General features: G+C 65.1%; 12 protein-coding genes. 10 read left to right on the top strand and 2 right to left on the bottom strand.

Going from position 1 to position 11,957, the window contains the following annotated elements; all coding sequences use genetic code 11:
* Genes R2N11_RS10850 through bioB form a run of 3 tightly spaced genes read left to right on the top strand, consistent with a single transcriptional unit; the run spans position 1 to position 2,873 of the window.
* Positions 1–948, top strand: a complete 948-nt coding sequence (locus tag R2N11_RS10850) for a dienelactone hydrolase family protein (protein ID WP_316681103.1) — start codon at positions 1–3, stop codon at positions 946–948.
* Positions 945–1,748, top strand: a complete 804-nt coding sequence (locus tag R2N11_RS10845) for an enoyl-CoA hydratase/isomerase family protein (RefSeq protein ID WP_316681102.1) — start codon at positions 945–947, stop codon at positions 1,746–1,748. The genes R2N11_RS10850 and R2N11_RS10845 overlap by 4 nt, the downstream gene beginning before the upstream one ends.
* Positions 1,749–1,790: 42 nt before the next feature.
* Positions 1,791–2,873: a biotin synthase BioB gene (gene bioB, locus R2N11_RS10840; RefSeq protein WP_316681101.1), complete on the top strand. Its 1,083-nt coding sequence runs from the start codon at positions 1,791–1,793 to the stop codon at positions 2,871–2,873.
* Between the two features lie 237 nt (positions 2,874–3,110).
* On the opposite strand, the gene R2N11_RS10835 is transcribed toward bioB, so the two are convergent.
* Entirely contained in the window at positions 3,111–3,275 is a 165-nt protein-coding gene (locus R2N11_RS10835; RefSeq protein ID WP_316681100.1) for a hypothetical protein, read from the bottom strand.
* Between the two features lie 474 nt (positions 3,276–3,749).
* On the opposite strand from R2N11_RS10835, the gene R2N11_RS10830 reads away from it, so the two are divergent.
* The 7 genes from R2N11_RS10830 to R2N11_RS10800 all read left to right on the top strand — a co-directional run bounded on the left by R2N11_RS10830 (position 3,750) and on the right by R2N11_RS10800 (position 10,246).
* Positions 3,750–5,774 carry an acetyl/propionyl/methylcrotonyl-CoA carboxylase subunit alpha gene (locus tag R2N11_RS10830; RefSeq protein WP_316681099.1) on the top strand — a complete coding sequence of 675 codons (2,025 nt, stop codon included), beginning with the start codon at positions 3,750–3,752 and terminating at the stop codon, positions 5,772–5,774.
* 97 nt (positions 5,775–5,871) lie between these two features.
* Entirely contained in the window at positions 5,872–6,813 is a 942-nt protein-coding gene (locus tag R2N11_RS10825; RefSeq protein ID WP_316681098.1) for a 2-hydroxyacid dehydrogenase, read from the top strand.
* 1 nt (position 6,814) lies between these two features.
* Complete coding sequence (locus tag R2N11_RS10820; RefSeq protein WP_316681097.1) at positions 6,815–7,744, top strand: hydroxymethylglutaryl-CoA lyase; 930 nt, start codon at positions 6,815–6,817, stop codon at positions 7,742–7,744.
* A gap of 22 nt (positions 7,745–7,766) precedes the next feature.
* The gene (locus R2N11_RS10815) at positions 7,767–8,267 is read left to right on the top strand and encodes a YbaK/EbsC family protein (protein ID WP_039599414.1); all 501 of its coding nucleotides are present in this window, start codon (positions 7,767–7,769) and stop codon (positions 8,265–8,267) included.
* 10 nt (positions 8,268–8,277) lie between these two features.
* Positions 8,278–8,544, top strand: a complete 267-nt coding sequence (locus R2N11_RS10810) for a DUF1289 domain-containing protein (RefSeq protein WP_199029620.1) — start codon at positions 8,278–8,280, stop codon at positions 8,542–8,544.
* 12 nt (positions 8,545–8,556) lie between these two features.
* On the top strand, positions 8,557–9,510 hold the full coding sequence (locus tag R2N11_RS10805) for an MBL fold metallo-hydrolase (RefSeq protein ID WP_316681096.1): 954 nt from the start codon (positions 8,557–8,559) through the stop codon (positions 9,508–9,510).
* Between the two features lie 70 nt (positions 9,511–9,580).
* A complete protein-coding gene (locus R2N11_RS10800; protein ID WP_199029624.1) occupies positions 9,581–10,246 on the top strand; it encodes a TetR/AcrR family transcriptional regulator in 666 nt (221 codons plus the stop codon).
* 121 nt (positions 10,247–10,367) lie between these two features.
* On the opposite strand, the gene R2N11_RS10795 is transcribed toward R2N11_RS10800, so the two are convergent.
* Positions 10,368–11,954 carry an AMP-binding protein gene (locus tag R2N11_RS10795; RefSeq protein ID WP_316681095.1) on the bottom strand — a complete coding sequence of 529 codons (1,587 nt, stop codon included), beginning with the start codon at positions 11,952–11,954 and terminating at the stop codon, positions 10,368–10,370.
* Positions 11,955–11,957: the final 3 nt, after the last annotated feature.

The following is an 11,957-nucleotide window of genomic DNA, read 5'->3' as shown; positions in this document are numbered from 1 at the left end:
GTGAACAGCAACACCGCGCGAACGTGGCGCAGCGCCTGGGCAGCCATCGGCTGTGCGCTGCTACTTGCCGCCGCGCATGCGCAGGACAAACCGTCCAGCCCAACGAGCACATCGGGCATCAGCGAAGAGATCGTGGAGGTGCCCAAGTCAGCGGGCATCTTCACCATCAAGCTGGAGACCACCGTCTACAAGCCAGCGGGCACCGGCCCTTTCCCGCTCATCGTGCTCAACCACGGCAAGTCACGCGGTAACGCGGCCTTCCAGTCGCGTGCCCGTTACAGCGAGCAGGCGGCGGCGCTGGTCGCGCGCGGCTACGTGGTAGCCATCCCGATGCGCCAGGGCTTCTCCAAGTCGGGCGGCGCCTATATCGGTAGCGGCTGCAATGTGGAATCGAACGGCCTCATCCAGGCCGAAGATGTGGTGGCCGCGCTCGACTACATGACCGCGCAACCGTATGTGGACCGCAGCCGCATCGTCGTCATGGGGCAGTCGCACGGCGGCCTGACCACGATGGCTTTCGGCACGCTGAACTACCCCGGCGTGCGTGGCCTGGTGAATTTCGCGGGCGGCCTGCGCAACGACACCTGCGTCGCCTGGGAAAACAACCTCGTGCGCGCCTTTGAGACATACGGCCGGCAGTCGCGCTATCCGTCGCTCTGGTTCTACGGCGATAACGACAGCTACTGGCCCAAGCCCATGCCGGAAAAGATGTTTGCTGCGTACACTGGCGCCGGCGGTAAGGCGCGGCTGGTGGACTACGGCAACTTCAAGAGCGACTCGCACGGCATGTTTGCCAGCCACGCAGGGTTGAGCATCTGGCTGCCGCAGGTCGATGCCTTCCTGCGCGAACTTGGCCTGCCCGCGGGCCCAGTCAGCGCCGCACCCACCGCCGCAGAAGCCTCGGGGGCGGACAACCCGAGGGCCGGCACCAACAAGGACGCCGAATGAACACTTTCGAGACCTTCGCCACATTGACGTTCAGCCAGCACGGCGCCGTCGCCACGCTCACGCTCAACCGGCCTGATGTGCGCAACGCCTTCAACGAGACCGTCATTGCCGAGCTGACCGGTGCCTTCCGCGCGCTGGCGCAAGAGCCCAGCGTGCGCGCCATCGTCCTGGCCGGCAACGGCCCCGCCTTCTGCGCGGGCGCAGACCTGAACTGGATGAAGAAGATGGCCGGCTACTCGGATGACGAGAACCGCGCTGATGCTCTGCGCCTGGCCGAAATGCTGCGCGCCATCTATACCTGCCCGAAGCCGGTGATCGCACGTGTGCAGGGTGATACGTATGCCGGTGGCGTTGGCCTGGTCGCCGCGTGCGACATCGTGGTCGCCGTCGACACCGCCAACTTCTGCCTGTCGGAAGCCAAGCTCGGGCTGATTCCGGCCACCATCAGCCCGTACGTGATCCGCGCGTTGGGTGAGCAGGCGTCGCGCCGCTACTTCATCACCGCCGAACGCTTCTCCGCTGCTGAGGCGCATCGGCTGGGCCTTGTACATGAGCTTGTCAATGCAGACACGCTCGACGGCAAGGTCAACGACATCACCGCCGCGCTCGTCGCCAACAGCCCGAACGCCGTGCGCGAGAGCAAGCGCCTCGTGCGTGAAGTGGCTGGCGCCGCCGTCAACGACGCGCTGCTGGCCGATACCGCAGACCGCATCGCCGCCATCCGCGCCTCGGAAGAAGGCCGCGAAGGCGTGCAGAGTTTTCTGGGCAAGCGCAAGCCGAACTGGCTGCTGCCGGCCTGACCCGCATAACTAGAAACCACGCATTACTTGAAGGAAGTCCTCATGCAATCCACTCCGCTCAACTTCGTTCCGAACGCCGCCAAAGCGCCTGTCACGCCGGGTCAGGCACCCGACGCGCGCTGGAGCCGCGAAGCCATCGAAGCGCTGTTCGCGCTGCCGTTCAACGACCTGCTGTTCCAGGCCCAGCAAGTGCACCGCGCCAACTTTGATGCGAACGCAGTGCAGCTCTCGACGCTGCTGTCCATCAAGACCGGCGGCTGCCCGGAGGACTGCTCGTACTGCCCGCAATCGGCGCGCTACGACACGGGTGTGGAGGCTGAAAAGCTGATGCCCATCGACGAAGTGCTGGAAGCCGCATCACGCGCCAAGCAAAACGGCGCCAGCCGCTTCTGCATGGGCGCTGCGTGGCGCAACCCCAAGCCGCATCAGCTCGACGCCGTGGCCGATATGGTGCGCGGCGTGAAGGCGATGGGGCTGGAGACGTGCGTGACGCTGGGCATGCTCAAGCAGGAGCAGGCTGCGCAACTGAAAGACGCGGGGCTGGACTACTACAACCACAACCTCGATACCGCGCCGGAGTTTTACGGCGAGATCATCACCACGCGCACGTATCAAGACCGGCTCGACACGCTGGAACACGTGCGTGAGGCGGGCATCAATGTGTGCTGCGGCGGCATCGTCGGGCTGGGGGAATCGGTGCACGAGCGTGCGGGCCTGATCGCCGAGCTGGCGAACATGGAGCCGTATCCGGATTCGGTGCCCATCAACAACCTCGTGAAGGTGGAAGGCACGCCGCTGGCGGGCAATGAAGAACTCGACCCGTTTGATTTTGTGCGCACGATTGCCGTGGCGCGGATCACGATGCCCAAGGCGATGGTGCGGCTCTCCGCTGGCCGCGAGGCGATGGATGATGCGTTGCAGGCAATGTGCTTTATGGCGGGGGCTAACTCGATCTTCTATGGCGAGAAGCTGCTGACGACGGATAACCCTGAGGCGGATGCGGATCGTAAGCTGCTGGCGCGGCTGGGGATGCGGGTTGAGGTGCAAGATCACATGCACCAAAGCGCTGATGCTTCGCACTCGCATTCGTCGCATTGCCATATCGACATTACGCCTGCGGACTGATGCGTTTTATGGGAGGCGGTTTTTGTTTCTGTGTTGGTGGTCTGCCTCCCTTTCGCCCCCTGCCGGGGCCGACTCACTTTCTTTGTCTTGCCAAAAAAAGTAAGCAAAAGAAAGGCGCGCCCGAGATGGCGAAGCACTCCTTGAATTTATGTCGCAGGGAGGGGGGAGAGGCAAACTCGCTTCGCTCAAACAGCCTCCCCTCTTTTTCCTCCCTGCAACAGAAATTCAAGGCGCCACCTAGGGCAGGAACGGCCACGCCGTTGTGGCACTGGCGTTGGCGTTGGAGTAAATCGATTCGCGCGCCACGCTCTTTGTAGCGGTATTGAAGTTCTGGACTTCGACGCAGAGGTTCTGGAACTCCTGCTTCGAGGTGCCGAACTCGAACGTTGGAGTTCTGAACACCGACTTTGACGTTCCGGAACCCCAGCGTTGAGGTTCTGAACGCCGACTGAGCGGTTCCGAGCTTCGACGCTGAGGTTCCGAACTTCGACTGTGGGGTTCCGAAACTCCGACGTCGAGGTTCTGCACCCCAATTTTGGAGTTCTGAACCTCAACCTCGGGGCTTTGCGCTCCGCAGGAGCAAGAACACAGCGCCACGGGCAGCGCCCGGCCGGTTTGGCCGTACCCTGCCCTTGATGGCGCCTTGAATTTTCGTAAGCGGGCGGAAAAAAGACGGGAAACTGTTTGAGCGAAGCGAGTTTTTCCCGTCTCCGCCCGGTTACGAAAATTCAAGGAGGGTGTCGCCATCTCGGGCGCGCCTTTCTTTTGCCTACTTTTCTTTGGCAAGACAAAGAAAAGTAGGTCAGCCCCGGCAGGGGATGAAACAAGGGATGCACCACAAGTGCAAAAGATGCAGAACACCGGAGACAAATACCAATGATCAGTAAGCTCCTCATCGCCAACCGAGGCGAAATCGCCTGCCGAGTCGCCGCCACCTGCCGCAAGCTGGGCATCCGCACGGTCGCCGTCTATTCGGATGCCGACGCCAACGCCCGCCACGTCGCCGCCTGTGACGAAGCCATCCACATTGGCGAACCCGCGGCCCGCGACAGCTACCTGCGCGCCGACCGCATCCTCGAAGCTGCACGCGCCACGGGCGCCCAAGCCGTCCACCCCGGCTACGGCTTCTTGTCGGAAAACGAAGCCTTCGCCAAAGCCTGCGCGGACGCCGGCATCATCTTCGTCGGCCCGCCGGCCTCAGCCATCGAAGCGATGGGCAGCAAGAGCGCGGCCAAGGCGCTGATGGAAAAGGCCGGCGTGCCGCTCGTGCCCGGTTACCACGGTGACAATCAAGACGCCGCCTTCCTGCGCACGCAGGCTGATCGCATCGGCTACCCCGTACTCATCAAGGCCAGCGCGGGCGGCGGCGGCAAGGGCATGCGCGTGGTGGAATCGGGCGATGCATTCGAAGCCTCGCTGGCGTCCGTCAAGCGCGAAGCCTCCAGCAGCTTTGGCGATGACCGCGTGCTGATCGAGAAGTACCTCACGCGCCCGCGCCACATTGAAATCCAGGTCTTCGCCGACAGCTTTGGCGATGCCGTCTACTTGTTCGAGCGCGACTGCTCGGTGCAGCGCCGCCACCAGAAGGTGCTGGAGGAAGCCCCCGCCCCCGGCATGACGCTGGACCGCCGCCGCGCAATGGGTGAGGCCGCTGTGGCCGCCGCGCGCGCGGTGGGCTACGTGGGCGCCGGCACGGTCGAGTTCATCGTCGATGAAGACGGCACGTTCTACTTCATGGAGATGAACACGCGCCTGCAGGTCGAGCACCCCGTCACCGAGATGATCACGGGCGAAGACCTCGTCGAATGGCAATTGCGCGTGGCCTCCGGCGAGCCGCTGCCGCGCGCGCAGGACGAACTGCGCATCCACGGCCATGCGCTGGAAGCGCGTATCTACGCAGAAAACCCCGACCGCGATTTCCTGCCCTCCATCGGCACGCTGAAGGTGCTGCGCACGCCTGCGGCAGTGGAGTTCACCGTCGGCGCGCAAGCCAATGGCGAACCGGCCGCTGTGCGTATCGACGCCGGTGTGCGCGAGGGCGACGCCATCAGCCCCTACTACGACCCGATGATCGCCAAGCTGATCGTCTGGGGCCGCGACCGTGAAGAAGCGCTCGCGCGCATGCTGCAGGCGCTGGGCAGCTTCCACCTCGTCGGGCTGTCGTCCAACGTGGCGTTCCTGCGCAGGCTGGTGGCATCGAAGCCGTTTGCGACCGCTGATCTCGATACCGGCCTGATCGCGCGCAATCACGACACGCTATTCCCCGCTGCACCCGACGTGCCGCAAGACGCCATCGCCCTGGCCGTGGCCGCGCTGCTGGCACGCGAGGCGCGCAGCCTGCGCACCGACACGCGCGACCCGCATTCGCCGTGGGCACGCGGCAGCGGCTGGCGCCTGAACGGCGCAGCCGAGCGCACGCTGCGTTTCACGCACGGCGAGCAGGCCATCGACGCCACGCTCATCTATGGCCGCGACGGCTCGCGCCTGAAGACCAACGGCGCTGAGGCCCCCTTCACCACGCATCGCCACGCCGAGACCTTCACCGTCGCACTAGGCTCGCACAAGGCCACCGGCCAAGTGCATACCGATGGCGACACGTTCCACGTGTTCACCGGCGGCGCGCACTGGACGCTGGAGCGCCACGACCCGCTCGCCCACGCAGGCGAGGCCGATGACGAAGGCGGCAAGCTGACCGCGCCGATGCCCGGCAAGGTGATCGCCGTGCTTGCCACACCGGGCCAGAGCGTCACCAAGGGCGCGCCGCTGGTCGTCATGGAGGCGATGAAGATGGAACACACGCTCACCGCCCCGGCGGATGGCGTGGTCGAATCCGTGCTGTATGCCGTGGGCGATCAGGTAACGGAAGGCGTGCAACTGCTGGCGTTCAAGCCCGCAGAGTGACGCCAAAGCGGGCCGCCACACGCCACGGCGGGCCCTGCTACACTGCTTGACGTATACGTCAACCGTGCGTCAACCACGCATCTCGAAGTTGCCCCACATGCACATCCAGATCTACACGCCCGACGGCAAGCCCCAACCCTGGCTCGATGGTTTTGCGCAGGCGCTGCCGGACGCACGACTGTCGGTGTGGGAACAAGGCGCGGCGCAGGACGCTGATTACGCCGTGGTCTGGCAGCCGCCCGCCGACATGCTGCGCGGGCGCCAGGATTTGCGTGCGGTGTTCAACCTGGGCGCGGGCGTCGATGCCATCCTCGGCTTGCGCGCACAATCGCCCGATGCCATTCCCGAAGGCCTGCCGATCGTGCGCCTGGACGACGCCGGCATGGCCGCGCAGATGGGCGAGTACGTCACGCACGCCGTGCTGCGCTTCTTCCGCCGGTTGGACGAATACGAGCGCCAGCAGCACGCCAAGATGTGGCGCTTTCTCAAGCCGTTCAATCGTGATGAATTCGTTGTCAGCGTGCTGGGGCTTGGCGTGCTCGGTACGCATATCGCCAAGACGCTGGCGGGCTTCGGTTTTCCGGTGCGCGGGTGGAGCCGTTCGGCCAAGACCATCGACGGCATCGATTGCCGCGCCGGTGCCGATGCACTGCCGGAATTCCTGTCCGGCACCCGTGTGCTGGTGAACGTGCTGCCGCTCACCGCCGATACCGAGAACGTGATCGACGCCAAGCTGCTCAACCAGCTCGCGCCGGGCGCGTTCCTCGTCAACGTGGCGCGTGGCAAGCATGTGGTGGAAGAGGATTTGCTGGCCGCCGTGCGCAGCGGGCACATTGCCGGCGCCGCGCTCGACGTGTTCCGCAAAGAACCACTGCCCGCCGATCACCCTTTCTGGACCGAACCACGCATCCACATCACGCCGCACATTTCGGCGTTGACGCTGCGCGAGGTCAGCATTGCCCAGATCGCGCGCAAGATCCGCGCGCTGGAAGCCGGCGAGCCCATCGTCGGCATCGTCGACCTGCAACGAGGTTACTGACATGACATTCCCGCAATTCGTGAAGGTGGTCGAAGTCGGCCCGCGCGACGGTCTTCAGAACGAGAAGGCCCCCGTCTCCACCGACACCAAGGTCGAACTGGTGAACCGCCTGTCCGACGCTGGCTTCGTCAACGTGGAAGCTGCATCGTTCGTGTCGCCCAAGTGGGTGCCGGCCATGGCCGACGGCGCCGAGGTGATGGCGCGCATCCAGCGCCGGCCAGGCACGCTGTATTCGGTGCTTACGCCCAACATGAAGGGCTTTGAAGGCGCGGCGGCGGCGGGGGCAGACGAGGTCGTGATCTTCAGCGCCGCCAGCGAGGCGTTTGCGCAGAAGAACATCAACTGCTCGATCGCGGAATCAATCGAGCGCTTCGAGCCCGTGGCCAAGGCGGCCAAGAACGCGGGCATTCGCGTGCGCGGATCGATCTCGTGCTCCCTGGGGTGCCCGTACCAAGGCGAGGTGCCGGTGTCGTCGGTGGTGGATGTGATCAAGCGCATGGCCGATCTGGGCTGCGATGAGATCGACATTGCCGACACCATCGGCGTGGGCACCGCGGGCCGCGTGAAGGCCGTGATGGAAGCCGCAGCGGCGACCTTCCCGATCGATCGCCTCTCGGGGCATTTCCACGATACGTACGGCCAAGCGCTGGCGAACATCCTCGCCAGCCTGGAAGTCGGCATCCACATCTTCCACGCGTCGGTGGCGGGGCTGGGTGGCTGCCCATACGCCAAGGGCGCGACCGGCAACGTGGCGACCGAAGACGTGCTGTATATGCTGCACGGGCTGGGCATCCGCACCGGCATCGACCTCGACAAGGTGGTGCTGGCGGGCGACTTCATCTCGCAAGCCATCGGCCGCCCGACCGCCTCGCGCGCCGGCCGCGCGCTGCTGCTCAAGCTGCAAGACCAGATCGCCCAGGCCTGCATCTGACCCATCACCACGCACAACGACGATGACTGCGACCGACACCAACGCCCCCCTGCCCGAATCTGCCCAGCGCGTGGCCGACCACCTGCGCACGCTCGGCTACGAAAAAGCCATCGTGATGCTGCCCGCCACCGGCAAGACCTCCGCCGAAGCCGCTGCCGGCCTGGGCTGCTCAGTGGCGGAGATTGCCAAGTCGATCATCTTCCGCCGCGCCAAAGACGACGTGCCGGTGCTGGTGATTGCCAGCGGCACCAATCGTGTCGACGAGGCAAAGGTTTCCGCGCACGTGGGGGCACTGGCCAAGGCCGACGCCAAGTTCGTGCGCGAGAAAACGGGTTATGCGATTGGTGGCGTGTGCCCGGTCGGCCATGCGGTCAAACCCGTGATGCTGCTCGACCAGGACCTGTTCCAGTACGCCAGCGTGTGGGCTGCCGCCGGCCATCCGCACGCGGTGTTCAACCTCACGCCCGCAGAGCTGGAAGCGATGACCGGCGCGCCGGTGGCCGACATCGCCCAGCGTGATTGATCGAACGTCCATGGACAGCTGCACCCGCGCGCAACTGAAGCTCTCAAGCGCGAAGCTGCGCAACAGCCGCGCGCAGGCTGAACGCGCGCAGCCGGTCACCTCGCCGTGCATCAGCGTGTGCAAGATGGATGACGCACGCGGGCTTTGCCTTGGCTGCATGCGCACGATCGACGAGATTGCCGCTTGGTCGACCATGAGCGATGCTGCGCGACTCGCCGTCTGGCAGACGCTGCCCGAACGCGCCTGCGCTTGGCTCAACGACATACCCCGCGCCTGACTCCACACCAACATGGCCGAACATGACATCATCACTCTCCCCAATTCGATGCGCGTGTTCGAGCGCGGCTGGCTGTCGTCCAACAACATCCTCTTCTTCGATGACGACGCGCACGGCGGCTGTGCACTGGTCGACTCCGGCTATCTAACGCATGCGCCGCAGACCGTGGCGCTGGTCCAGCACGCGCTGCAAGGCAAGCCGCTGCGCCGTCTGCTGAACACGCACCTGCACTCCGATCACTGCGGCGGCAACGCGGCGCTGCAAGCGCACTACAGCTGCCACACCCGCGTACCCGCCGCACAGGTCGACGATGTGCGCCGCTGGGACACCGACGCCCTCAGCTATGGCCCCACCGGCCAGGAGTGCGCCCGCTTCACGCTGCCCGACAGCGATGCCGATGCGGGCCTGGCCGACGGCATGACCGTGCACCTGGGCGGCTTCGACTGGCAGGTCATCAGCGCGCCGGGACATGATCCCAACGCCGTCATCCTCTACAGCCCGGAGTCGCGCGTGCTGCTCTCGGCCGATGCGCTGTGGGAACGCGGTTTCGGCATCATCTTTCCCGAGCTGGAGGGTGAGAGTGGCTTTGCGGAACAGCAGGCCATCCTCGAACGCATCGCACAGCTCGATGCGCGCGTGGTGATTCCGGGACATGGCCGACCGTTCACCGACGTCAGCGCCGCCATTGAGGTGTCACTTGGGCGGCTTGCGTATCTGCGTGCGGACCCCGAGCGCAACGCTTTGCACGCCATTCGTGTGCTGGTGAAATTCAAGCTGCTGGAGCAGCAAGCACTGACGCACGATGCGCTGCTCGCCTGGTTCACGCAGACCAGCCTGATGCCGCGCTTGCAGGCGCGCTTCTTCGCCAACCAATCGATGACGGTGTTGCTGGACGCGGCCATTGCTGCCCTGGTCAAGGCAGGCGCTGCCACGGTTGAAGACGGCCGCATCCTCAACCGCGATTGACGCGCCGCGCGGTGCCTGACTGACCGGTCGGCCGCTACAATGCAGCGAAGCCTCTTCTCTTCGCCAGGGCATGCCAAAACCCGCCACACCCACCCCGCCCGAATCCACCACGCAAACCGATGCACCGCGCCGCAAGCGCGGCCGCCCTGCACAGGATGCCAACGAAGGCCTGCGCCGCGCACTGATCGAGCAATCGGCCAGGCTGTTCCGCGAGAAGGGCTATGGCAACACCACGGTGCGCGACATTGCCGCCGCAACAGGCGTGCATGCGGGTAGCTGGTTCTACCACTTCAAGAGCAAGCAGGACATCCTGCAGGCCGTGATCGAGCACGGCCTGACGGTGGCACTGGCCGACATCGAGGCCATCGATATCGATGGCCTGGCGCCGCGCGAGGCCATGCGCCAGTTGGTGCGCGCGCACCTCTACACCATCCTGGCGCCCAACCAGGACTTCATCCCGGTGATGCTGTATGAGTGGCGTTCGCTCGATGCGCAGGCGCAGGAACGCATCATCGCGCTCAAGGATCGCTATGAGGGCATCTGGAACCGCGTCATTGACCGCCTGCATGCGTCCGGTGAATGGGCGCAACCAACGCCGGTGGACCGCCTGCTGATGTTCGGCGCGCTCAACTGGACGGCGCAGTGGTACCAGGCCGGCGCGGGCATCAGCATCGATGCACTGGCGGATCAGGCGGTGCGCTTCATCCTGCGCACGCCGCCCGAGCCGGCGGCTTAGAGCCGCTAACAAAACCCAGCGTAGCGGTCCTGGCTAGGCGCGCCGACGCAGACAGTACAAGAAGTACGGCAAGGAGGCGTAACGACGCCAGGAGGGTTTTGTTAGCGGCTCTTAGTCGCCGTTAACGGGCATCGCTCTCGAACAGCATCTGATTGGCGCTGCGCAGCACGTGCTTCTGGATCTTGCCGGTGGCTGTCATGGGCAGCTTGTCGACCACGGCGATGTGCTTGGGAACCTCAAATGCACCAAGATGCTCGCGGCAGTGCGCCTGCAACGCCGCCGCATCGGCCTGTGCCTCGGGCTTGAGGCAGACGAAAGCCGCCACGGCCTCGATCCAATGCGCGTGCGGCAGTCCAACCACTGCTGCATTGGCGACAGCCGGATGTCGCAGCAGCACCTCTTCCACCTTGAGCGACGGCACGTTCTCGCCGCCGGTCTTGATCATGTCCTTGATGCGGTCCTTGAACTGGAGCTGGCCGTCGGCGTCCCACATGCCCAGGTCGCCCGTGTGGTGCCAGCCGAAGCGGCGTGCGTTGACGGTGGCCTGCGGGTCCTTGTAGTAGCCGAGCATAACGTTGGGGCCGCGGTGCACGATCTCGCCCAGCTGGCCGGGGCCGAGCAGATTGCCCTGGTCGTCCATCACTGCCGCCTCGTTGACCATGCAGGGCTGGCCCCAGTAGTTGCCGGTGCGCCGCAGTTGCTGGTCGGGCGCGAAGTACATCGTCATCGGGAAAATTTCCGTCTGCCCGGAGCCGAGTGCAAAGTTCGGGCACACCTCGGCAATCAGGCGTTCAAGCAACGGCTTGGCCATCGGCGCCATCGCGTACAGACACAGGCGCAGGCTGGAGAGATCGCGCTGCGCGCGCAGCGGATGGTGCAGCAACGCGGCGTACATGAGCGGCAGGCCGAACAGCTGTGTGATGCGTTCGTTGGCAATCGCGTCGAGCAGCGCAGTCGGATCAAAGCCACGCTGGATGACGAGCGTGGCGCCCACCGTCATCGCCGACGCCGCCGTCGAGAACTGCGCGCAATGGAACATCGGCAGGATGCACGAGAACACGTCTTTCTCGTTCAGGTTCAGGCCAGCGATGTTGGACATCAGCGCCGCGTGCACGGAGCGGTGCGAGTGCATCGCTCCCTTGGGCCGGCCTGTGGTGCCGCTGGTGTACATAATGAGCGCAAGATCGCGGTCGTCGATCACCACGGCGGGCAGCGTGTCGGCGTGGCCTTGCAGCGCCTGCTCGACAGTTTGCGGGCCGCCGGCAACCGGTTCGCCAAAGCACTGGTGTGCGGGTAGCCCTAGCGCTGCCAGCGTTTGACGCAGCACCGGGTACAGCGCGGCATCGATCACCACGTGCCGCGCCTCGGCATGCTCAAGGATGTAGCGCACATCGTCCGGCCCAAGCATCGCGTTGATGGGCACCCACACCAGCCCCGCCTTGAGGATGCCGTAGGCCGCCACCAGGAACTGCGCCGAGTTGCCGCAAAGCATGGCGACCTTGTCACCGGGCTTGAGACCGCTGGCCAGCAGGTGATGGGCGTAGCGATTGCTGTCCGCATTGAGCTCGGCATGGGTCATGCGGCGCGGGCCGTCCACCAGCGCGACCTTCGCGCCGAACTTGCGAGCACTGCGATGCAACGTATCGCCCAGCGCCACCCGGTTCAACAGATTGGCTTCAAGCGTGGTGTCTGGCGTGGCTTCGGACATGGG

Origin of the sequence: Ralstonia flaminis (assembly GCF_958415495.1) — a bacterium.
In the GTDB taxonomy this organism is placed as follows: domain Bacteria; phylum Pseudomonadota; class Gammaproteobacteria; order Burkholderiales; family Burkholderiaceae; genus Ralstonia; species Ralstonia flaminis.
The sequence above is the reverse complement of the archived record's forward strand: the minus strand, read 5'-3'. Positions and strand labels throughout refer to the sequence as shown.